Below are 21,420 nucleotides of genomic sequence, written 5' to 3'. Positions count from 1 at the left end.
GGCGACTATCGGGTAGGTCACTGCGTCCGAAAGAATTGGAGATCGTGGATAGGGTCTTTCGTCTTGTGACGGGCCAGCCGTGGTTCGACAAAAACGAATATTGTCTGGATGGTTTTGCTGTGCGGCTGACTAATCTCGTTCGATCCGGCATCGTCAATCCATGCCAGCTTGAGACCGTCGCCGTGTTGTGGGCAATGACCGATTTCAGCCATGACATGACGGCCAGCCAGCGCGCCAAACTGATGGCGGCTCACGAAGCGAAGAGGCATCGACACCATGGACGATAGCTGGGTCGCGTCATAGACGCCGATCGCTGCGACAGTACCGCCGCCTACATCCCTGCTCATGAGGAATGCTCCGTGAGAAATTCGTTATTGCAGACAATCCAGCGCCAATTACCCTTCCTCGCAATTTAGGAGGAAGCTGTTGATCTGGGAAGTGGCAATTTCTCGAACCATTTCAATCCCCTTTAAATTGGGATTTGCTACTCGTTTGGATATTCTCGCCGCCGGTTCGTATCCCATCATGGTGGCCGCTGCGTACTACGGTGGCGCAGCGCAGAGACACGGACACCGCCCATTTCTTCGCCCGTTCCGTCGGCCAGGCGGAGCAACGCAGAGTTGGCGAGCTTAGCTGACACACAAAAGCCTATTGCGCCTATCTTGAACACATCATCAGCGTCTCGTGATGCGGCCACCCGTGGGTTTCGCGGCTAGCCTGCAACTGGTCAGACCGCTGGTAAAAATAGTTGTTGACTTTTGGCACTCCTGAAGCGTAGTGGTCTGACCATGGTCAACGAAGCATCCCCATCCGAAGATAATGCTGAAACCCCACCCGATGGTGCCGCAAAAGTCATCGCCTATGTCCGCAGGCGATTGCTGGCTGGCGAACTCAAGCTCGGCGACAAACTCCCGGCCGAGCGTGAGCTCTGCGGACTGCTCGGCATCAGTCGCCCCAGCCTGCGCGAGGGCCTGCGCGCGCTTTCCGTGCTCGGCCTGCTGGACGTACAGCAGGGTAGGGGTGCCTTTATCGGGCGCGCCGATATTTCCGTAATTGGGGATGCCCTCGTTTTTACGCTGGCCCAGGAATCCAACGCGGTCGAGGATGTTCTGCAGGCTCGCATCGCGATCGAGGCTCAGGCCATCCGCATCGCATGTCGGGTGGCGACCGATCAGCATCTGGCGGCGATCAACGAAAAGCTCGAGCATTTCGTCGACTCTCTGAACGATCCCGAGCGTGGAGGCGCGGCCGACCACGCTTTCCATCTGGCCCTGGTCGAGGCAAGTCAGAGTTCGACCTTGATCACGATGTACCGTGCGATCGAACCGTTGCTTTTGCGATCGCATGTCGAACGCCGCCGTCTCGCAGCTCCCGATCCCGACGTAACCTCGTACCTGGTTCAGGCCCATAAGGACGTCTTCGTCGCTTTGGTGAACGGCGATCCCGAGGAAGCGGACAGGCGAATCCGGGAACACTTCGAAATCAGCGCCCGCCTCAGGCGGAGCCGGTTCCTCAAATCAATTTAACAAGCTTATCAATGGCTTTGATCTGTTGGCAGGCAGAGCCAGGCAACCTGGAGTGACGCGATTGCGCATCGTAATTGGCTCAGATCACGCGGGCTTTCCGCTCAAGCAGACGATCATCGACCATGTGACCAAGCTCGGTCATGAAGTCGTGGACGTTGGCTCCTACGACGAAAAGCCGGTCGATTTCCCGGATATCGGGCGCAAGGTCGCGGCAAAAATCGTCTCCGGAGAAGTTGATCGTGGATTGATGGTCTGCGGCACGGGCGTCGGCGCGGCGATCGCGGCCAACAAGGTCAAGGGTATCCGAGCCGCCGTCTGCCACGACGTCCATTCGGCCCATCAGAGTGTGGAGCATGACGATGTCAATGTGATGTGTATCGGCGCACAGATCGTCGGCGCATGGCTCGCCTGCGATCTGGTGACGGCATACATGTCTGCCACCTTCTCGACCGACGAGGATTTCCGCCGCCGCGTCGGCAAGCTGAACGCCATGGAAAACGAGGCATAGGCGATGCGCGCTTCGATCCCACATCGGCGGCTTCTGGTGTTCGGCTCCATCAACGCCGACCTGGTCACGTCGCCTGATCGGCTACCGAGCCCAGGGGAGACGGTTCTCTCGCCATCGTATCAGATGGTGAATGGAGGGAAGGGGGCGAACCAGGCTGTCGCGGCGGCACGGTCTCGCATCTCGGTATCAAATCCGGTGCTGATGGTCGGCGCCGTGGGGCGGGATGCGTTTGCGGATCAGGCGGTGGGCGATCTGCAGTCGAATGGCGTCGATGTAAGGTATGTCGCACGGACAGCCTCGCCGACAGGATGTGCCTTCATCGCAGTCGATCCCTCCGGTGAGAACATGATCACTGTGGCGTTGGGCGCCAACCTCGATGCGCAGGCCACGCAGTTGACGATGGAACTGGTGACATCGGGGACGATCCTGCTGATGCAGAACGAAATCCCGATGAGCGAGGCGATCAAGGCAGCCAGGCAGGCCCGCGAAGCGGGTGCGATGACGATCCTGAATCTGGCACCCGCTCCGGAAGGGGAAGCGGCTGCAGCGATTCGAGACCTTCTGGGTTCGATCGATATTCTCGTGGTGAACGAACACGAGTTCGCAGTCGTCTGCCAGGTCCTCTGCATTCCCGACTGCGACGGCCCTAAGGCCAGAGTCGCAGCCCTTTCGAAAGATATCGGCGCTGACGTCGTCGTGACGATGGGGGCCTCCGGGACTCTTCTCGGACCCAGCTCCGGACCGGTGGTTCACAAACCTGCATTGGCGGTGGCGCCGGTCGATACGACCGGCGCTGGTGACACTTTGACGGGGGTTTTGGCAGCAAGTCTGCTCGATGGTTTGCCTCTCGAAGACGCGCTGACGCGTGCAAATCGGGCGGAGACGTTGTCCTGCATGGCAATGGGAGCGCGGGACGGCATGCCCTCGGCCGCAGCACTCGATGCATCGTTGATGGCGACCGCGGCCGCCTAATCGAAGATTTTTTTGGAGACAAGGTAGAATGAACATGACGCAAGCTTCCACACAACTCGAAGATGTCGGCCTGGTTACGTTTATCGGGGCTGGCGTGATGGGCCTCCCAATGGTTCGCAACCTGAAAAAGGGTGGCGTAACGGTTCGGGTGTTCGACGTGCGCGAGGATGTCCGCAACGCGCTGGAGGCCGAGGGCATCGCCGTTGTCGCAACGCTGGCCGAGGCGGGCGCGGCTCGTGGCACAGTGATCGCGATGCTTCCCGATACGCCTGACGTGCGTTCGGTCGTGCTTGGCCCGAACGGTCTTGTTGAGACCCTGCCGGAGGGGTCGCTGTTCGTTGACATGAGCACGATCGCGCCCGCCGCCGAGCGGGACATGAGCGAACGTCTTGAGGCCAGAAACATCGCAATGGTCGACGCTCCGGTAAGCGGTGGCGTCATCGGTGCCGTGAACGGAACGCTATCGATCATGGTCGGCGGAACGGACACCGCATTTGCCGCGGCACGGCCGATCCTTGCCCATATGGGCACGACCATTCTTCATGCCGGCGGCATTGGCAGTGGTCAGGTCTTCAAGATGTGCAACCAGTTGATGGTTGCCTCCCATATCCAGGCAATGTGCGAGGCCTTCGCCTTGGCACGAGCCCACGAGGTGGATCTCACCTTGATGAGCAACGCCCTTCGAGGCGGCGCGGCAGGCTCGTGGATGCTCGACAACCTCGGGCCGAAGGTCATTGCCAAGGACGGCAGCGCGGGGTTCCGCATCGATCTTCAGCTTAAGGATTTGAAGCTCGCAAACGACGCCGCCTTCGAAAAGGGCGTGCCGCTTCCGGGGCTTGCTGTTGCGACCTCGCTTTATCTCGAAGCCCGGGCGCACGGTGAAGGCAGCAACGGCAATCAGGCTTTGTTCAGAACATTCGACCGTCTGGCCAACCAGGCGGAACGATGAAAGGGCGACGGAGGATCGTCCGCCCAGTACCTACCCAGGAGGAAACATCATGACAGATTACAAAGCCGGGCTGACCCGCAAGGAATTCTTCAAGGGGACTATGTTGGCGATGCTTGCTGTTGCGGCGACGTCGGCAAAGGTTCAGGCGGCGGACACCCCCGTAAAGGTCGGGTTTATCGTACCCGACTATGAAGAAATGCGCTGGAAGACCGCAGACCAGCGCTTCTTCGAAGAGGAAGCCAAAAAGCTCAACATCCAGGCATACGTGCAGTCCTCGAACAATTCGGAAGCCCAGCAGGCGAGCCAGATCGAGAACATGTTGACGCTCGACGTCGCCGTCCTCGTCCTGACGCCCGTCAACGCCGATGCGGCCTCGATCCTTGTCCACCGGGCGCGGGCGGCGGATGTGGAGGTCATCAACTATAATTTCCTGATCCCGAAAGCGGACGTCGCGCTTTTTATCGGGCGTGACGCGGTGGAGATCGGCAGCAGCATCGCGAAGGCTGCGGTCGCCGCCCAGCCGAAGGGAAATTACATCCTCGTCTTCGGTGACGAAAGCATGAGCGTCGCTCATGACACTGCTAAGGGGAACATGGAGGTCCTGAAGCCGCTGGTCGATTCCGGCGCGATCAAGATCGTTTCCCAGCAATACAACAAGGCATGGTCGACCGACGCGGCACGTGCCCAGGTCGAGAACGCACTGACTCAGGTCAACAACGAGGTCGCCGCAGTCATCTGCAGCAATGACGGAATGGCCTACGGCGCTATCCAGGCCCTTCAGGCCCAGGGTCTCGCCGGCAAGGTTTTCGTCTCCGGTGTGGATTGCGAGCCACGCGCTCAGGACCTGATCCGTCAGGGCATCATGTCGGTTTCGAATTTCAGCGCCTTCGACCTGATGGGAAGTGCCGCAGCCCAGGCATCGCTGGATCTTGCCAACCGCAAAGCACCCCTGACGGCACAGACCATCAACAACGGCAGCAAGGATGTTCCCTGGATCACGGCACCCAATTTCAACGTGACGAAAGAGAATATCGGCAAGACCGCAGCCGAGCACGGCTGGTGGTTTGGAAAAGCCTAAGTAGGCGGGCAGGACGGACATGAACGCGATTACCATCGAAGCCATCGACAAGCGATATGGCGCGACGCATGCATTGCGGGCTGTCAGTACGTCCTGCAGGGCAGGCGATGTTCAGGCGATCGCCGGAGAGAACGGGGCGGGCAAATCTACCCTTGTCAAGATCATCTCCGGCGTCATTCCGTTCGGAGAGTACGAAGGCACCTTCGTGCTGGACGGCCAGCCGGCCCGATTCTCCAGTGTTCGGGACGCTGAAAGCGCGGGTGTTTTCCTGGTTCCCCAGGAACTGAACGTCGTTCCGGAAATGGCCGTCGCGGATTACCTGTTCCTGAACAGGGAGCCGCGGCGCTTCGGACTTGTCGACCGTAGCCGCGTGCTTTCGGAGACCGCGCGCTGGCTGGCCACCTTCCAGCTCGATATTTCACCGCTCGCGAAGATGGGTGATCTCCGGTCGCATGAGCAGCAACTGGTCAGCATCGCCCGTGCGATGACCCAGGGGGTGAAGATTCTGATCCTCGATGAGCCGACAGCCAGCCTGACCGAAAGGGAGACCGAAATTCTCTTTGAGCGCATGCGTGCGTTTCGCGAGCTGGGCGTCACGACCCTCTATATTTCTCACAGGCTCGCCGAATTCAAGCGCATCGCCGACGCTGTAACCGTTATGCGCGACGGCCAGGTGGTCGACGATTTCCGGATCGATGAAGAAGACGACGTGCCGCAGCGTGTCGTGCGGACGATGGTTGGTCGCGACCTCGATGAGCTCTATCCCAAAAGCGGGCGAAACATCGGTGAACCCCTGTTCGAGGTCTCGAATTGGTCGGTTGCCAACCTGGTGGCGAACAAGAGGCCGCTCGTGGAGGACGTCACGCTCTCCATTCGCAGTGGCGAAGTTGTCGGCATCTTCGGACTGATTGGTTCCGGCGCATCCGACTTCGCGCAGTCTCTTTTCGGCGCGTCGATGGGACGTGTAACGGGGCATGCGAAAATCCGTGGCAACCAAATCCGATTGGCCAATCCGCGTCAGGCGATGGCGTCGGGCATGGCTTATTTGCCGAGCGACCGAAAGCGGGATGGCCTTTTCCTCGACATGTCGATCGCCAGCAACTTGACCTTGGCATCGCTGAGACAGGTTTCTCCCAGAGGTATCCTGGACCGTCGCCACGAATTGTCGCTGACGCAGGAACGCGTGCGTTCCCTGAAGGTAAAATGCCGATCGATCGAGCAGCCCATCGGTGACTTGAGCGGCGGCAACCAACAGAAGATTGCGGTCGCGAAATGGATGCTGGCGGAACCCGATCTGATCGTGGTCGAGGAGCCGACGCGCGGCGTCGACGTCGGAGCTCGGCTGGAAATCTACAAACTCATCAACAGCATGGCCGAGCAGGGGAAAGCGGTTCTCATCGTCTCCACCGACCTGGCGGAGATTCTCGGCATGTCTGATCGTGTGTTGGCATTTCATGACGGTCAGATCGTCGGCGAATGGTCACGCGGCCAGGCAAGCGAAAAAGACGTGATGATCAAGGCTGCCGGCTCGAACAAGGAATTTAGCCAATGAACGTAGTACAGCGTGTCGGCAATAACAGCGAGCAGCGCGCGAGCGGCAAGGCGGCCCTCCTGAGCGGCGCCCAGGTCCGTTCATTCACGATGATCGGAATCCTTCTGCTGGTTTGGATCGTATTCCAATTCCTGACGTCGGGACTGTTCCTGTCGCCACGTAACCTGACCAATCTGAGCGGGCAAGTCGCAATCACCGCGATCTTGGCGGCCGGCATCGTCATGGTCATGGTCCCGGCTTACATCGACCTGTCGATCGGCGCGACGGTATCGTTCTGTGCCGTGATTGCCGCGATGTCGTCCTCGAAGTTCGGTTTCTCCGTACCGAGCGTGATTGCGATCACGATGCTGGCCGGGCTGGTGATGGGGCTTTGGCATGGCGTGTGGGTTGCTATACTGCGCGTTCCGGCCTTTATCGTCACGCTCGCAAGCCTTCTCGCCGTACGCGGTCTTGCCCTCGTCGTGACCTCGAGCGAGACGATGTCACCCCAAGCCGATCTCCTCGTCATTTCCGATACGACGATCCCGGCAATTCCGACAGCCATCCTGCTCTTTGTGCTGTGGATCGGGCTGGTTTACGTCCAACTGCGCGAATACAGGGCGCAGACGGGCGCTGGCGTGCAAGCCTCCGCGCTTTCTGTCGTTGGGCTTCCAGCAATCTTCACGGGTGTTCTGGTGGTAGCGACCATCGCAATTGCCGGAAGCTATCGGGGCATGCCGCTTCCCGTCGTCCTACTCCTCTGCGTTATGATCGTTGTCGGTGGCCTACTGCGGCTATCCGCATTCGGCCGCAGGCTTTATGCAATCGGCGGCAATCGCCAGGCGGCCGCACTCGCAGGTATCAATATCATGCGAAACACGCTGGTCGTCTTCATCGGCATGGGTCTGCTTTATGGGTTGGCTGGACTGGTCCTAGTATCCCGATTGGCAAGTGCGCCCCCAAATGCGGGTAACGGAATGGAGCTCAACGTAATCGCGGCTGCAGTTATCGGTGGGACCAGCTTGCTTGGCGGCCGTGGGACCGTGTCCGGAGCTGTGATCGGTGCAGTGCTGATGGAAAGCCTGAATAATGGCATGAGCTTGATGAACCTGTCTTCTGCCTACCAGTCGATCGCGGTCGGTCTGGTTCTTCTTGTTGCTGTGTACGCCGATATTCGCGGTCGCGGCGTGAAGCTTCTCGGCGAATAGGACGCGCAGCATGCAGGAAGCGTCCGTTTTTCGTTTTGCCGTGGGCACTCTAACCCGTTCAACCTCATATTTCGAGCGGGCGGAGGGCGATGGAATCTCGATCGTGGAGTTCAATGGAGCAGACGGTCAGTTCAGCGTGATTTCAACGACCGCTGGTATCGACAATCCGACCCATCTTTGTTTCGATCACACGAGAAAAGCGCTGTATGCTAATAGCGAGGTCGAAGGTTGGAACGAAGGGACGGTTTCAGCCTTCAGGCTTGATGAAGCAACCGGTGCTCTGATCTACCTTAACAAGCAGGCGACGCTGGGCAGCATCGCGGCACACAACAGCTTGAGCTCAAGTGGTCGGCATCTGTTCGTTACAAACTACAGTCATGACGACGTGCACGAGACACCTCGCAAGGCGATGGCTGTGTTTCCGGTCCGACCTGACGGAGGTCTGGATCCCGCATCGGGAAGCGTGCTCCATGAAGGCCGTGGCCCATCGGAAGTTCGCCAGCGCGTCCCGCATCCGCACTGCGCGATGATCAGTCACGACGGCGTGGTTGTTTCCGTCGCTGACCTGGGACTCGATCGAATCCTGCATTATGCGTTCGATGATATGACGGGTCGCGTGAAGCCTTCACCGCTTGGCGCCAGTCGTTTGCCGCCCGCGTCGGGTCCCCGCCATTTTGTCGAGGCGCAGGATGGAAGTACCATTTACGTCATCAACGAGCTAGCCTCGACGATTGCGGTAATGCGCCGTTCTCCGGACGAGATCGAATGGAGCCTGATCCAGATCGCATCTACCCTGCCGCACGGCTTCGAGGGCGCGAGCCTTTGCGCAGCTATCCATCTAAGCCCTGACGGACGTCACCTCTATGGCTCGAACCGGGGGCACGACAGTATTGCAGGCTTTGCCATCGACGCTGCCGGCGGTGAACTGACGCCAATGGGATGGACGAGCACAGGCGGCCGCACTCCCAGATCGTTTCTGATAAGTGCGGACGGATATTATGTGATAGTCGCCAATCAGAATGAAAACGAAATCGTGGCTTTCGCGAGAGACCCGAGGACCGGGTCGCTTGAGGGTACTGACGCAAAGCTGGCGATCGGCACGCCAATGTGTGTGACCAATATTTGACGTCGTCTTCTGCGCACCAGAGCCGGCAACCGGATCCAATCACGCGCCGCTGTGGCAGATACGCAAATTGTGAGTAGCCAAGGCGGTCGTAAATACAAAGCATATTAAAGCGTTATTCTGGTTCATGCATGATCGCGGGTCGACGGTTCAAATCTCTCCAAGATCTTCAATACCATTTTTGCACCACGCCAATATGTCACGCGATTGATTCCCAAGGTGAGCATTATTTTCCGGCGCCACCCAGCAGTCCGTGCACAAAGGCCTTCTGGAAGAACAGGTAGGCGATCATCACCGGCAGCAGCGAGATGAAGGTTGCTGCCATCAGCGGCCCGTATTCGACCTGGAGGCTGGATGCCAGGCCCGAAATCGAAACGGTCACTGGCCTTGCGGTGTCGCTCGATGTCAGCGTTATGGCAAACAGCAGGTCGTTCCAGATCGACCTGCTCTGGATGATCGCCAGCGCCGCCAGGCCTGATGTCGATGCCGGCAGCAGCAGGCGCCAGAAATAACCGGCAGGGGTGCATCCGTCGATCAGCGCCGCCTCGTACATTGAGCGCGGGACCGAGGCGAAGAAATTCCGCATGAAGAAGGTGCAGAAGGGCACGCTGTAGGCGGTGTGGACGAGCCACATGCCGGGGATCGTGTCGTAAAGACCAAGCGCGCGCACCAGAAAGAACAGCGGGATCTGGACGATCTGGAACGGCACGAGCATCCCCGTCAGCAGAAAGAGATACACGGCGCGTCCGCCTGATCCATTCATGTAGGCAAGCGGGTAACCGGCTATCGACCCGACGAGAAGCGAAAAGACGACGGCCGGCGCGGTGATGGCGATGGAGTTGAAGAAGCTGCGTCCCATGCGCTCGAAGGCAATCGCGTAGTTCTGGACATAGAGGCCCGACGGCACGGACATGACGCGGGTGATCTCTGCCGGCGACTTCAGGGACGTCAGGAATGCGATGACCAGTGGCGCAACGAAAACGATCGCGGCTAGAACAAGAATGACCGTCGGCACGACGGGCCGGGAGCGTGCGATCGCGTTCATTATTCGGCCTCGTTATCGCTGACCTTCCTGGCCAGGTAATAGATGTAGGGAAGAATGATCACCGCAGCGATCAGCAGCAGGTAGACGGAAATCGCGCTGGCCTGACCCATGTCGAAGCGGCCGAACGCCGTGTCGTACATCTGCGTTGCCAGAACTTCGGATGCATAGGCGGGGCCGCCGTTGGTCATCGCCCAAATGATGTCGAAGAGGCGCATCGCATCGACCGCCGCCATGCCGAGGACGACGATCGTGCTCGGCCAGAGAAGCGGGAAGCTGACCTTCCAGAAGCATTGCCAGGGTGTGGCGCCTTCGATGCGGGCCGCCTCGATCAGCTCGACCGGCACGTTGCGGAGGCCGGCGAAGAAGACGAGGAATGCGAATCCCGTCGTCCACCAGAGCATCGCGCCCATCAGGGAAAAATTGACGACGGAGGGGTCCCCGAGCCAGTTCTGCGCCAAGCCGCTCAGCCCGATTCCCTCAAGAACGGTGGTCAGCAGGCCGCTCGTCGGCTCGTACATCCACCGCCAGATCGCGGCCACGGCGACCGCGGGGATGGTAAAGGGCTGGAAAAAGAGAACCCTGAAGACGGCCTCGCCCCTGATGCCGCGATCGAGCAGCGCCGCCAGTAGCAGGCCGAGGCTTGTGGGCCCCAGCAGTAGGAATAGCAGCCATTGAATGTTGTTCAGCACTGCATGGTAGAAGCGCGGCTGGTGGGCAAGCGTCACGTAATTGCGAAACCCGACGAACTTCTGCGTCGGCGCGAAGCCGTCCCAGCTGCGCAGCGACAGATTGAAGGTGGAGATGATCGGGTAAAGGTAGAACACCAGAAACAATGCCACCGGCAGGACCAGAAAAAGGGCATGGGTCACGCCCTGGGACTGCAGTTTCCGGCGGACGTTCGAAAGGGCGACCATTTTCCACTCGCTTGCTAATGTGCGGCATGCTTGTTCATTGGCGGCCGGAGAACGTCCGGCCGCCGCTGGAGAGCTTACCACTTCAGATAGGAGCCGTCCGCCTGTGCTTCCCGGCGCAGGTTTTCAAGCGTGGAAATCATGTCGTCCTCGTTCGCCTTGGAAGGATCGATGGCGAATTTCTCCAGCTGCACGCCCAGTTCGCTGCCGACCTTGGTGGGGAGCAGGAAGTAGAGGTTTGGCAGGACTGCGTTGGCCTTCGTCGCTTCGGCGATCTCGGCTGCGAACTTCGCGCCGACCGCATCATAGATCGACGGATTTACCTTGATGTTGGGCGCAATCGATCCCTTCGGCACGGCAAAGGCGGCCTGGCCATCTGCACTTGCGGCAACCTCGATGAACTTGTTCGCCGTCGCGATCGAATCTGCCGGGCCTTCCGGAACGGCGAGCACGTCCATCTGGAAGATCGCCTTGCCGCTGGTGCCGGGAGCCGGGAACACGTCGAACTTCTCGCCAGGGGCAAAACCTGCCTGTTTCATATAGGCAGCCGCCCAGGAGCCCATCATGAACATGGCGGAATTGCCGTTGACCACGTCGTCGGCGGCCTGCGTCCACGTCTTGCCGCTCCAGTTCTTGGCGTAGCACTTGACCATCGTGTCGCGGTAGAGTTCGAGCGCCTTGCGAAATTCCGGCGTGTCGAAGCCTGCCTCGCCGCTGGCGATCTTGTAATAGCCGTCGACGCCGACGGATTCGACCAGCGGGGCGTAGAAATTGTAGAGGCTCCAGAAGACGCCGCCTGCGTTGGCCAGCGGTTCGTAGCCCGCCGAGCGCAGCTTGTCGCAGGCTGCCGTCAGCTCCTTGAAATCCTTGGGCGGCTGGACGCCGGCCTTTTCGAAGGCGGCCTTGTTGTAATAGATGTTGCTGATGAGCGAGAGGTCGTAGGGAACGCCGTAGGGCTTGCCGTTGACCTTCACGACGCGCTGGACGCCTTCCGGAAAGATGTGGTCGCCGTCGATCTTGGCCCAGATATCGGAAAGGTCGTGCAGCTTGCCACTATCCACGAAGGTCTTGAGTTCCGAAGCCATGGAGCTCTGATAGGCCGCAGGCGGCGTGTTCGCGAGGAAGGCCGTCTGCAGCTGCCGGCGCATTTCGACGGCATTGCCCGGAATGATGCGTCCGGAGATCTGGTTATCCGGATTCTTCTTGTTCGAAAGGGCGATAAGAGCGTCGATACCGGCCTTTTCGGAGCCTGCCGCGTAATAATGCCAGAGTTCCTTCGGTCCGTCCGCGTGAGCGATGCCGGCGCCGGCCAGCACCATCAGGGCTGCGCCGATCCACTTCGACTTGATCATGTTTGTTTCCTTTAGCCGATTGCTGTTCCCACCGTCCCTCGGACGATTTTCTTTAAACAAGAAAAAATAAGCGCAAATTTGAGCGGGCGTCAACGCAACATTGATCGGAAAATCCTCATCGCATAAGCGGTAGCTTACTGGGAATATCAAAATAACTATTTAAAACAGTGATATATGGAGATAAAATTTTTTATTGCTTCCAATGCCAGCCGATCGGATTGACAATGCCGGAGCAAGAAATCTAATAATTAATCTACAGCAAAGAAAAATGGGGCCGTCGGTTGAGCAAGTCATATGCAAGGCATCTGAATGCCAACGCGATCTTCCATCGGATCCGCCTGGAGCCGAACATTTCCCAGCGCGATATCGTCGCCCGGACGGGGATCGACAAGTCGGTGGTCTCCTCGATCATCAACAGTTTTGACGAACTCGGCCTTGTCATCCGCGCGCCCGTATCCGGGCCGAACCGGCCCGGGCGCCCGGTCGAGGGGCTGACCATCTCGCCCGACAGCGGCCTGACGGTCGGCGTGCAGATCGAAGCGAAGCGGATCGGCTATGTCGTCGCAGCGCTTGACGGCATTCCGCTGCTATCGAAGGTGCAGCCATTCGACGGCCAGTTCTTCTCCGTCGCCGATTTGGTGAGGAAGGGCGTCGCCGAGGTGATGGAGGAATGCAGCCGGAAGGGGCGCATCCTCGGGATCGGGGTGTCGCTGCCCGGCCTGGTGACGGATGCCGGCGTGCTGCTGCACGCTCCCGTGCTCGGATGGCGGGACGTGCCCGCGCGCGATGCCTTTTCCGATGTCTTCGAGGTGCCCGTCTTCGTCGGCAATGACGGCACGGGCGCTGCCATGGCCGAGCACATGTTCGGCGAATGCGTCGACGTGGACGACTTTATCTATCTCTTCTCGGGCTCGGGTGTCGGCGGCGCACTTTTCCTGAAGGGGGAAATCTATCAGGGCGCCAGCGGCCTGGCAGGGGAGCTCGGCCACATCAAGGTCGTGCCGCAGGGGCGGTTCTGCACATGCGGCAGCTCCGGCTGTCTGTCTCCCTATCTGGCGGAATCGGGTCTTGCCGAAGAAATCGGCCGGTTGAGCGGCGACCACCCGGTCTCCTTCGAACAGATATTGCAGCGGGCCCGGGCGGGAGACTACGTGGTGCGCAGCGTGCTCGACAATGCCGGCGGCATGCTCGGCATCGCCGTATCCAGCGTCATCAACACGTTCAATCCGCCGATGGTGTGTCTTGGTGGCGACATGGCGAATGCCGAGGAATTCATGCGCCCGGCGATGGAGCGCGAGTTGCAGCGGCTTGCCCATCCCTCAATGTCGGCCCAGACCAGGATCATCTTTTCCCGCCTATCGACGCTGAACCCCTATCTCGGCGGCGTGGCGCTGGCGCTCGACGGCGTCACCGGCCTCGATTCACCCCACGTGCTTCCCAAGAGCCGCGCGTGAAATTTCCAACTGTTGAAAGTCTCGAAATGCGTATTGGAATAGTCGGTCTCTCCATCGAGATCATGCTTGCTTCACCGGTTGTCACGGCAGCGTCGGATATCCAGACCTACGACAGCGACGCGATGCGCGATGGCGATCTCTGGATGATCCGCGGCATGCTTGGTCGCATCGCGGAGGATCGGAATGTCGAGGCCGTTCCGCTTCTCTGGGCGACGGCGCTGCCGGGCGGCCCGGTCGAGCGGGATGCCTATGATGCCATCAAGGACAGGACGCTTGCCCTGATCAAAGAGAACGGCCCCTTCGACGGCATCCTCATCGCAAACCATGGCGCACTTGAGGTTTCGGGGCTGGAGCGGGACGCCGATACGGATTTCGTCGCCGCCATCCGCGCCTGCGTCGGCCCCGACATGCCGATCGGCATTTCCCTTGACCTGCACGGCGACATGACGCCGGAGCTTCTCGACGCCGTGACCGTCATAAGCGTGCTCAGGACCGCGCCGCACCGGGACGACAGGCAGACCGGCTACCGTGCCGCCGACCAGCTTCTCAAGGTCCTGAAGACGGGGATCAAGCCGAAGAAAGCGGTGGTGAGCATTCCGATCCTGGTGCCCGGCGAAACCGCCGTTACTTCAATGGAGCCGGCCTCCAGTCTTTATGGCGGGCTGCCCGAGTACGACGCAATCCCCGGAATGCTCGAAGCGAATATCCTTGTCGGCTTTGCCTGGAACGACCGCAAGTGGACTTCGGTGTCGGCCATATCAGTCAGCGAGGGTGATGCCGATCTGGCCCGCGCCCAAGCGACGCGGCTCGCAGGCGAGATCTGGAAGCGGCGCGCCGAGTTCAACCTGAAGATGGAGACGGCGGAAGTCGTCCCAGGCCTTGCGCTGGCGCTCGCATGCCCGGAGCGCCCGGTATTCGTCTCCGATTCAGGCGACAACACGACAGCCGGCGCTGCCGGCGACCTGACCTCCGTGCTGCAGGCTGCCATCGAGAACCGGGGCGAGGAAGAGATCATCATTGCCGGTATCACCGCACCTGCGACGGTAGCGAAGCTGCTGGCCGCCGGCGTCGGTGCGACTGTCGAGATCGAGCTCGGCGCGGAGCACCGCTCGCGTCCGAAGACGTCGGTCAAGGTCCGGGCGGTTGTCGAGGCCTGCGGCGAGGAGCTGGTGCTGCCCGGCTTCCAGCCCTACCGTTCGAAGGAGGGGGCCTGGGCCAAGGCTCGCATCGGCACGGTGATCGCGACATTCCACGATGGTTCCATCGGCATCACCACGCCACACCATTTTGCAGCAATGGAGATCGATCCGCTCGGGCACAAGGCCTATGTCGTCAAGCTCGGCTACCTGCATCCGCAATTAGAAGATGTTTCGGCCCGCCATATCCTGCTGCTGAGCGACGGAACCTCGCAGCTCGACATGTCGCGTCTCTACTGGAGGATACTGCCCCGCCCGACATATCCGCTCGACAGGGAGTTCGAGTGGGATGCCGCTTCGAACATCTATGGCGACTGAGCAAAAAAGATAAAGGAGAACGACATGTCCATTTCCCTCAAGACCGTAGCGCTTCCCGATTTCGGCATGCCCGGCGAAAAGCCACTCGTCCCGCAGGCAACCTATGAGGCGCGCGCAAAGGCTGCCTATGCCGCTGCCGGCTGCGACTGGCTGGCCGTCTATTCCGACCGCGAGCATTTCGGCAATATCGCCTTCCTCACCGGCTTCGAACCGCGTTTCGAGGAGGCATTCATGCTGCTCGGACCGGGCGACCGGCGTGTGCTCCTGACCGGAAACGAATCCGAAAGCTACGCGCCGCTTGCCCGGCTGCCCGGCCTCGAAGTCATGGTCAGCCAGTCCCTCAGTCTCATGGGACAGGATCGCAGCCGCCATCCACGCTTTGCCCAGAGGCTCCAGGATGCCGGCATCAAGGCAGGCGACCGCGTCGGCCTTATCGGCTGGAAATATCTGGAAGCATTCGAGGATGACGCGGCGGAGACCGGCTTCTTCGTGCCTGCTGCCTATACCCAGGCATTCCTCCGCGTGGTCGGAAATGCCGGTGAAGTCTGCGACCGGACACGGGTACTGATGCATGCCGAAACCGGCCTTGCCTCCTCGCTTGATGTCGACCAGATCGCCCAGTTCGAATGGGCCGCCACGCGCTGCTCGCTCGCCACATGGCGCATCGTTTCCGGCGTGACGGCCGGGGAAACGGAGTTCGATGCGGTTTCGCGCATGGGCTACGCCGGCGATGCGCTCAACGTCCATACCATGTTCGCTTCGGCAAGTGTCGGCGAGCCTGTCATCGGTCTGCGCAGCGCCACGAGCCGCAAGCTCAGCAAGGGCGACGGCGTGACAACCGCGGTCGGCCTCTGGGGCGCCTTGTCATCGCGCGCCGGCCTGCTCGATGATGGCAACGACGAATTCCTGGAAATCGCCAAGGGCTATTTCCGGGGCCTGATCTCCTGGTACGAGACGGCAGCGATCGGTGTTGCCGGTGGCGTTCTCCATGACGCCGTTGTCGCCAAGCTGGGCGAAGCCGGCCTGCAGTCGGCGCTGAACCCCGGCCATCTCGGGGGCTTCGAGGAATGGACCAACACACCGGTCCGGCCGGGATCGACGGAAAAGATCCGCTCGGGAATGGTCTTCCAGGTGGACGTCATCCCGACTCCGGTGCCGACGGGATGGGCGCTCAATTGTGAGGATGTCGTCGTCTTTGCCGACGAGGCCCTGCGCGCCGAACTCGCCGCCAAATATCCGGAAGCCGCGGCCAGGATCGAAGGCCGCCGCGCCTTCGTGAAGAACAGCCTGGGCGTCGATATCAAGCCCGAAATCCTGCCGCTGTCATCGACGCCGCTCTACCTGCCGCCATTCTGGCTCCGGAGCGATACCGTGCTCGTGCGCGACTAATCTCACGCGACTTGAAAAGGGGAACCGATGGCTGCCATCGCTCTAGAGAAGGTCGTGAAGGCCTATAATACATTCCAGGTGGTGCACAGCATCGACTTGGAAATCCGCGACCATGAGTTCATGGTGCTCGTCGGCCCTTCCGGTTGCGGCAAGTCCACGACGCTGCGCATGATTGCCGGGCTGGAATCCATTTCCGGCGGCGAAATCCGCATCGACGGCCGGCGCGTCAATGAGCTCCTGCCGGGAGAGCGCGACATAGCCATGGTGTTCCAGAACTATGCGCTGTATCCGCATCTGTCCGTCGAGGACAACATCACCTTCGGCCTGCGCCTGCGCAAGGCAGGCAAGGCCGAGATCGAGAAGCGGCTTGCCGAGACGGCGCGCATCCTCGACATCGAGGCGCTGCTGAAGCGCAAGCCGCGGCAGCTTTCCGGCGGACAGCGCCAGCGCGTGGCCATGGGCCGGGCGATGATTCGCAATCCTTCGGTGTTCCTGTTCGACGAGCCGCTGTCGAATCTCGACGCCAAGCTGCGCGTGCAGATGCGTGCCGAGATCAAGCAGCTGCACGAGATCATGCCGACGACGACGGTTTACGTGACCCACGACCAGGTGGAGGCGATGACGCTTGCGGACCGCGTTGTGGTCATGAACGGTGGGCATATCGAACAGGTTGCCGCGCCCCAGGAGCTTTACCTCAAGCCGGCCTCGAAATTCGTCGCCGGGTTTATCGGGTCGCCGGGCATGAACTTCTTCAAGGCTCGCATGTTGGAAGAGGATGGCGGGACGTTCGCCGTGCTAGACAACGACGCCCGAATACCGATCAACCGCGGCATCGCCGATCTCACGGGCCGCGACATCGAGATCGGCATCCGCCCGGAGCATTTCTCGATCGGCGCATCGATGGCGCCGGACGCCGTTGCAATGGAGGCGGAAGCCGGGCTGATAGAACCCCTCGGCATGGACATGCTGGTTCATCTCACCCTTGCCGGAAGCAAGATCGTCGTGCGCGCGCCGCCGAACCTGGCACTTCGCCGCGGCGACAAGCTCGGCCTCTTCGTCGATCCCGCCAATGTCTATGTTTTCGATCAGGACGGGCGAGCGACGTATATTGGATGAGCATGGAGTAGCCATAGCTGCATCAGGATGAAGGCCTGCGCCCTGAAGCGGGAGATGGTGCGGCAATGCGCCCACGCATTCCAGGCCATGAACTGCAGGCTCGTCGCCGAGCGGAACGCGACACGACTCCGGAAGGAAGGCAGGGTTGTCATTTGTGGGATGAGCTGTTTACATCACGTGAACCGGATGCGCAGCCAGCCACGGATCAGCCGTTTGAGCAAAGCATCTTTCCTGACTTTGCTTCGCGGGGCTATCCTGCCTAGCGAATCGCTGAAAGAAGTTGGTCGAGTGCAGCTAGGACAGACTGGACAATTTTCTTCGCATTTAATGCAAAGAATGGGGCGACGGTTCGAATCCCATCAAGACCAGATATCCTCACTTTTTGACGTCGTTCTGCTGACGGTCAAAGGCTTCGCGCTTGAGCGTGCCATCAAGGACTTCGCACCCGCAGTGGGTCCGGGCACGATCATCCTCCCTGTCCTGAACGGCATGGGGCATGTGGGTGTGCGCTCTCCGCTCAATTTGGGTCGGAGCGTGTCGCGGGATGCGTCTGCAAGATCGCAACGGTGCTGGACGACATCGGACGTATCAAACATCTCGCGCTCTTCACCGGCCTCATGGCAAGAGATTATGCGCCGGAACTGCACCTCGTCGGTGTCGCCGCGGCACCCCCCGGCCACGCTTAGTGCGCTTATTGCCGATGATCGCCCAATCCTCTGACCAGTCGAACTGGAAGGCTTCGCCGGGTTCGAACGCCAACGGGACAAATGTGCCGTGACCAGTCGTCTGCAATTCCCTCTGGCTGTCCGCCTTCCACGCGCGCAAAGGCTGCCACGCGGCAATAAGAACCGTCGTAGCCGAGGCTGATGCATGGGAATCATGCTGCCATTGCGATGATCCTGCGGACATCGTCTCCCTTGATATCGGCCCGCTCGCCGAGGCTCGTCTGGTTGGCATGCTGCAGATGGTCGAGAACCGCCTGCGGGTCGAGTTCGATGCCGGCCTGGCTGATGCGGACCGGGCAGGACATCCTTGCCATGAAGTCCTCGGTGCGTTCGATCGCAAGTTCGGCGGCGCGGCCATCGTCGCGCTCGTCGATCTCCCAGACGTTACGGGCATAGCGGGCGAGCATGGCGCTCTTGTCTTTCAGTTTGTAGCGCAGCAGCGAGGGCATGATCATCGTCAGCGTGCGGGCGTGATCGATGCCGTGCAGCGCGGTGATGGCGTGGCCGATCATGTGCGTCGACCAGTCCTGCGGCACGCCGGCACCGATCAGGCCGTTCAGAGCCTGGTTCGCCGCCCACATGACGTTCTCGCAGGCTTCCTCGCTGCGCGTCTCGATAAGCTTCGGACCCCATTCGATCAACACCTTCAGCAATGTCTCGCTGAAGCCGTACTGAACCGGCGCGTTGACCGGCAGCGTCAGGTATTGCTCGAGCACGTGGGTGAAGGCGTCGACCGCACCGTTTTCCAGTTGCCGTCGGCCGAGGCTCAGCATGGTGGTCGGATCCATGATCGCAAAGCGCGGCCGTGCCGCCTGGCTGGCAAAGGGGATCTTCAGACTGCGCACCGTGCTGGAGATCACCGAGACGGGGTTGCTTTCCGAACCGGTCGCCGGCAGCGTCAGGATAGCGCCGTTCGGCAGGGGTACGACGCTGCCCGGATCGGCGGCGAGACGATCCCAGGGATCGTCGAGGCCGGTGGCGATCATCGCCGCCAGGAACTTCGCCGCATCGATGACCGATCCACCCCCGACGCCGAGAACGAAGCTTACGCCCTTCTCGCGCCCGATACGGGCGGCCTGCTGCAGCGTCTCGTAGTACGGGTTGACTTCGACGCCGCCGAACTCCTCGACAGGCCGGTCGGCCAGCGCCGTCATGACCTGGTCGTAGACGCCGTTCGTCTTGATGCTGCCGCCACCATAAAGCAGCAGGATGCGGGCATCGGTCGGGACGAGGTCGCCGACCGTGGCGATCTGGCCCTTGCCGAAGCGGATTTCCGTCGGGTTGCACAGTTGAAACGTCATCATCGCGGGGTTCCTCCTACCTGGAATGCGGTCATCGGCGCTGACGGCTGCCCGATCCCGGTCAGGGCGATCGTGAGGTTCGCGAAGGCGAGCATGCCGGGATCGTCCGCTCCGATACTGCGTTCTGCAAACATGCGGGCTCGCCCCATGCGGCATGGCTGGCCGCGGAAGGCTTCGAGCGCCGCATGTGAGGCATTGACGGCTGCCCGCGCGGCGACGTCTTCCATCGTGATCCGCTGCGTTTGGTCGGCCAAGCGGGTGCGCACGGCGTGCAGCAGGTCGAGTGCGGTCTTGTCGCCGAGGGAGGCGCTGCCGCGGGCGAGCATCGCTGCTTCGGCCACTTCCAACGCCAGCATCAGGTCGTCGAAGGCAATCGCCTGCTTTCCGGAAAGATATTTGCCCATCTCCATGAGGCCAACCGACACCAACGTGCCGAGGCTGGAGCCCGTCGCGGTCATGCCGGCCATGCCGAGCTTGCGCAGGAAGGCGCCGGCATCGGTTTCGGATCCAGCAATCTTGTCCGCCGCGCCGGCGACGGTTTCTGCGAGCCGGCGCATTGTCTGGCCGGTATCGCCGTCGCCAAGCCGCCCGTCGGCGGCGTTGAGCGCGGGCTCCGCGATCCGCATCGCCTCGGAGCAGCGCCGGCTGGCGGCCCTGATGTCTTCGATCGTCCATTGCCGCATCGGGCTCTCCTTCAGACCTTCCAGAACGGGCAGTCGCACGGGGCTGCCAGGAGGCGTTCGAGCTCGTCGTCGAGATGCAGCAGGCTGATCGACGCGCCACCCATTTCTAGGGAGGTGACATAGGGACCGACCAACGGCTGCACGAGACGCAAGCCCTTTTCGTCCAGCACCGCCCTTGCCTTGCGGAACAGGATGAGAAGTTCCTCCAGCGGCGTCGAGCCGAGGCTATTGACGAGCATCGACACCCGTCCGTCGGATCCGTCGGGAATCTCGGCAAGCAGCCGGGTGACCATCTCCTCGGCAACCTCGTCGGCAGGCTTCAGCCCGGCGCGCCAGATGCCCGGCTCGCCATGAATGCCCATGCCCATCTCCATCTCGTCTTCGCCGATGGCGAATGTCGGGGCGGAGGCGCCGGGCAGGATGCAGGGAGTGAGCGCGCAGCCGATCGTCCGCGAGCGAGCGACCGTGCGGGCGGCGATCTCCGCGATAGAGTCGAGATCGGCGCCCTCCTCGGCAAGCGCACCGGCGGTCTTGTAGGCATAGAGGATACCGGCAACGCCGCGGCGCTTGCGGGCCTCCTCCGGTGCTGCGCTGGCAATGTCGTCGGTGCCGAGCACGGTCGTGGTGCGGATATCGCCTTCCAGCATCTCGCCGGCAAGGTCGAAGTTCATGCGGTCGCCGCCGTAATTGCCGTAGAGGCGCAGCACGCCGCGCCCGGCATCGGCAGCCTTGATGGCGGCGATGCAGGAGCCGACCGTCGGACCGGCAAAGACATTGCCGATGGCGCAGGAATCGAGAAGGCCGGGACCGACATAGCCGGTAAATAGAGGCAAATGTCCCGATTCGCCGCCCGACGCTATCCCGACCTTGCCATGGCCCGCCGGCGATGCCCGCCGCACCACCCGCCGATCTTGCGGATCGAGAGCAAAACCCGGATAGGCCGCGCAAAGACCCTCCAGCATCTCGTCGACAAAATCGTCCGCGCTGTTCATGAACCTCTTCATTCAATTCCTCCCCGGAGAGTTCCGCCCGTTC

General features: G+C 61.0%; 20 protein-coding genes and 1 pseudogene. 14 read left to right on the top strand and 7 right to left on the bottom strand.

Annotation, left to right across the window (positions count from 1 at the left end; translation table 11 throughout):
• From GR212_RS36915 to GR212_RS23725, 9 genes are all read left to right on the top strand, one after another.
• Nucleotides 1-287, top strand: a 287-nt coding sequence (locus GR212_RS36915) for a hypothetical protein (protein ID WP_204326727.1), incomplete at its 5' end; no start/stop codon positions are given.
• Nucleotides 288-788: 501 nt separating this feature from the next.
• Nucleotides 789-1,526, top strand: a complete 738-nt coding sequence (locus GR212_RS23760; protein WP_163990125.1) for a FadR/GntR family transcriptional regulator — start codon at nt 789-791, stop codon at nt 1,524-1,526.
• Nucleotides 1,527-1,587: 61 nt separating this feature from the next.
• Entirely contained in the window at nt 1,588-2,034 is a 447-nt protein-coding gene (gene rpiB, locus GR212_RS23755) for a ribose 5-phosphate isomerase B (protein WP_163990123.1), read from the top strand.
• Between the two features lie 3 nt (nt 2,035-2,037).
• Nucleotides 2,038-3,006, top strand: a complete 969-nt coding sequence (locus GR212_RS23750; protein WP_163990121.1) for a ribokinase — start codon at nt 2,038-2,040, stop codon at nt 3,004-3,006.
• Between the two features lie 28 nt (nt 3,007-3,034).
• Nucleotides 3,035-3,955: an NAD(P)-dependent oxidoreductase gene (locus tag GR212_RS23745; protein WP_432444400.1), complete on the top strand. Its 921-nt coding sequence runs from the start codon at nt 3,035-3,037 to the stop codon at nt 3,953-3,955.
• Nucleotides 3,956-4,004: 49 nt separating this feature from the next.
• Nucleotides 4,005-5,033: a sugar ABC transporter substrate-binding protein gene (locus GR212_RS23740; RefSeq protein ID WP_163990119.1), complete on the top strand. Its 1,029-nt coding sequence runs from the start codon at nt 4,005-4,007 to the stop codon at nt 5,031-5,033.
• Nucleotides 5,034-5,052: 19 nt separating this feature from the next.
• A complete protein-coding gene (locus GR212_RS23735; protein ID WP_163990117.1) occupies nt 5,053-6,585 on the top strand; it encodes a sugar ABC transporter ATP-binding protein in 1,533 nt (510 codons plus the stop codon).
• A complete protein-coding gene (locus tag GR212_RS23730; protein ID WP_163990115.1) occupies nt 6,582-7,772 on the top strand; it encodes a sugar ABC transporter permease in 1,191 nt (396 codons plus the stop codon). The genes GR212_RS23735 and GR212_RS23730 overlap by 4 nt, the downstream gene beginning before the upstream one ends.
• Before the next feature lie 10 nt (nt 7,773-7,782).
• Nucleotides 7,783-8,898: a lactonase family protein gene (locus GR212_RS23725; protein WP_163990113.1), complete on the top strand. Its 1,116-nt coding sequence runs from the start codon at nt 7,783-7,785 to the stop codon at nt 8,896-8,898.
• Nucleotides 8,899-9,121: 223 nt separating this feature from the next.
• On the opposite strand, the gene GR212_RS23720 is transcribed toward GR212_RS23725, so the two are convergent.
• The 3 genes from GR212_RS23720 to GR212_RS23710 form a co-directional block, all read right to left on the bottom strand.
• Nucleotides 9,122-9,940: a carbohydrate ABC transporter permease gene (locus GR212_RS23720; RefSeq protein ID WP_163990111.1), complete on the bottom strand. Its 819-nt coding sequence runs from the start codon at nt 9,938-9,940 to the stop codon at nt 9,122-9,124.
• Nucleotides 9,940-10,854, bottom strand: a complete 915-nt coding sequence (locus tag GR212_RS23715; protein ID WP_163990109.1) for a carbohydrate ABC transporter permease — start codon at nt 10,852-10,854, stop codon at nt 9,940-9,942. The genes GR212_RS23720 and GR212_RS23715 overlap by 1 nt, the downstream gene beginning before the upstream one ends.
• A gap of 74 nt (nt 10,855-10,928) precedes the next feature.
• Nucleotides 10,929-12,203, bottom strand: a complete 1,275-nt coding sequence (locus GR212_RS23710) for an ABC transporter substrate-binding protein (RefSeq protein WP_163990107.1) — start codon at nt 12,201-12,203, stop codon at nt 10,929-10,931.
• A gap of 281 nt (nt 12,204-12,484) precedes the next feature.
• Between GR212_RS23710 and GR212_RS23705 the strand changes: the two genes are divergently transcribed.
• The 5 genes from GR212_RS23705 to GR212_RS37790 are packed head-to-tail and all read left to right on the top strand — an operon-like array spanning nt 12,485 to nt 18,396.
• Nucleotides 12,485-13,657, top strand: a complete 1,173-nt coding sequence (locus GR212_RS23705; protein ID WP_163990105.1) for an ROK family transcriptional regulator — start codon at nt 12,485-12,487, stop codon at nt 13,655-13,657.
• A gap of 26 nt (nt 13,658-13,683) precedes the next feature.
• Nucleotides 13,684-15,171 carry a M81 family metallopeptidase gene (locus GR212_RS23700; RefSeq protein WP_163990103.1) on the top strand — a complete coding sequence of 496 codons (1,488 nt, stop codon included), beginning with the start codon at nt 13,684-13,686 and terminating at the stop codon, nt 15,169-15,171.
• A gap of 24 nt (nt 15,172-15,195) precedes the next feature.
• The gene (locus tag GR212_RS23695; RefSeq protein WP_163990101.1) at nt 15,196-16,560 is read left to right on the top strand and encodes a Xaa-Pro aminopeptidase; all 1,365 of its coding nucleotides are present in this window, start codon (nt 15,196-15,198) and stop codon (nt 16,558-16,560) included.
• Between the two features lie 27 nt (nt 16,561-16,587).
• Nucleotides 16,588-17,676 (top strand): ABC transporter ATP-binding protein, encoded by a 1,089-nt coding sequence (locus tag GR212_RS23690; protein ID WP_163990099.1) that lies wholly within the window; start codon nt 16,588-16,590, stop codon nt 17,674-17,676.
• A 27-nt stretch (nt 17,677-17,703) separates the two neighbouring features.
• Nucleotides 17,704-18,396 (top strand): 2-dehydropantoate 2-reductase N-terminal domain-containing protein, encoded by a 693-nt coding sequence (locus GR212_RS37790; protein ID WP_432444399.1) that lies wholly within the window; start codon nt 17,704-17,706, stop codon nt 18,394-18,396.
• Here the strand turns inward: GR212_RS37790 and GR212_RS23680 are convergent.
• The 4 genes and pseudogenes from GR212_RS23680 to GR212_RS23665 form a co-directional block, all read right to left on the bottom strand.
• Nucleotides 18,358-18,544 (bottom strand): annotated as a pseudogene (locus GR212_RS23680) (IS21 family transposase); the annotation flags it as partial. The gene GR212_RS37790 and the pseudogene GR212_RS23680 sit on opposite strands and share 39 nt — an antisense overlap.
• Nucleotides 18,545-18,553: 9 nt before the next feature.
• A complete protein-coding gene (locus tag GR212_RS23675) occupies nt 18,554-19,705 on the bottom strand; it encodes an iron-containing alcohol dehydrogenase (protein ID WP_163990097.1) in 1,152 nt (383 codons plus the stop codon).
• Nucleotides 19,702-20,385: a dihydroxyacetone kinase subunit L gene (locus GR212_RS23670; protein ID WP_163990096.1), complete on the bottom strand. Its 684-nt coding sequence runs from the start codon at nt 20,383-20,385 to the stop codon at nt 19,702-19,704. The genes GR212_RS23675 and GR212_RS23670 overlap by 4 nt, the downstream gene beginning before the upstream one ends.
• 11 nt (nt 20,386-20,396) lie before the next feature.
• A complete protein-coding gene (locus GR212_RS23665; protein ID WP_246725891.1) occupies nt 20,397-21,377 on the bottom strand; it encodes a dihydroxyacetone kinase subunit DhaK in 981 nt (326 codons plus the stop codon).
• Between the last annotated feature and the right edge of the window lie 43 nt (nt 21,378-21,420).

This window comes from Martinezella lusitana, assembly GCF_010668395.1.
GTDB classification, from domain to species: domain Bacteria; phylum Pseudomonadota; class Alphaproteobacteria; order Rhizobiales; family Rhizobiaceae; genus Rhizobium; species Rhizobium lusitanum_A.
The sequence above is the reverse complement of the archived record's forward strand: the minus strand, read 5'-3'. Positions and strand labels throughout refer to the sequence as shown.

Bases quoted from the DNA above. Each gene is read 5' to 3' on its own strand.
- GR212_RS23760 (WP_163990125.1), top strand. From the start codon at position 789: ATGGTCAACGAAGCATCCCCATCCGAAGATAATGCTGAAACCCCACCC.
- GR212_RS23750 (WP_163990121.1), top strand. From the start codon at position 2,038: ATGCGCGCTTCGATCCCACATCGGCGGCTTCTGGTGTTCGGCTCCATC.
- GR212_RS23745 (WP_432444400.1), top strand. From the start codon at position 3,035: ATGAACATGACGCAAGCTTCCACACAACTCGAAGATGTCGGCCTGGTT.
- GR212_RS23740 (WP_163990119.1), top strand. From the start codon at position 4,005: ATGACAGATTACAAAGCCGGGCTGACCCGCAAGGAATTCTTCAAGGGG.
- GR212_RS23735 (WP_163990117.1), top strand. From the start codon at position 5,053: ATGAACGCGATTACCATCGAAGCCATCGACAAGCGATATGGCGCGACG.
- GR212_RS23730 (WP_163990115.1), top strand. From the start codon at position 6,582: ATGAACGTAGTACAGCGTGTCGGCAATAACAGCGAGCAGCGCGCGAGC.
- GR212_RS23725 (WP_163990113.1), top strand. From the start codon at position 7,783: ATGCAGGAAGCGTCCGTTTTTCGTTTTGCCGTGGGCACTCTAACCCGT.
- GR212_RS23720 (WP_163990111.1), bottom strand. From the start codon at position 9,940: ATGAACGCGATCGCACGCTCCCGGCCCGTCGTGCCGACGGTCATTCTT.
- GR212_RS23715 (WP_163990109.1), bottom strand. From the start codon at position 10,854: ATGGTCGCCCTTTCGAACGTCCGCCGGAAACTGCAGTCCCAGGGCGTG.
- GR212_RS23710 (WP_163990107.1), bottom strand. From the start codon at position 12,203: ATGATCAAGTCGAAGTGGATCGGCGCAGCCCTGATGGTGCTGGCCGGC.
- GR212_RS23700 (WP_163990103.1), top strand. From the start codon at position 13,684: ATGCGTATTGGAATAGTCGGTCTCTCCATCGAGATCATGCTTGCTTCA.
- GR212_RS23695 (WP_163990101.1), top strand. From the start codon at position 15,196: ATGTCCATTTCCCTCAAGACCGTAGCGCTTCCCGATTTCGGCATGCCC.
- GR212_RS23690 (WP_163990099.1), top strand. From the start codon at position 16,588: ATGGCTGCCATCGCTCTAGAGAAGGTCGTGAAGGCCTATAATACATTC.
- GR212_RS37790 (WP_432444399.1), top strand. From the start codon at position 17,704: ATGAAGGCCTGCGCCCTGAAGCGGGAGATGGTGCGGCAATGCGCCCAC.
- GR212_RS23675 (WP_163990097.1), bottom strand. From the start codon at position 19,705: ATGATGACGTTTCAACTGTGCAACCCGACGGAAATCCGCTTCGGCAAG.
- GR212_RS23670 (WP_163990096.1), bottom strand. From the start codon at position 20,385: ATGCGGCAATGGACGATCGAAGACATCAGGGCCGCCAGCCGGCGCTGC.
- GR212_RS23665 (WP_246725891.1), bottom strand. From the start codon at position 21,377: ATGAACAGCGCGGACGATTTTGTCGACGAGATGCTGGAGGGTCTTTGC.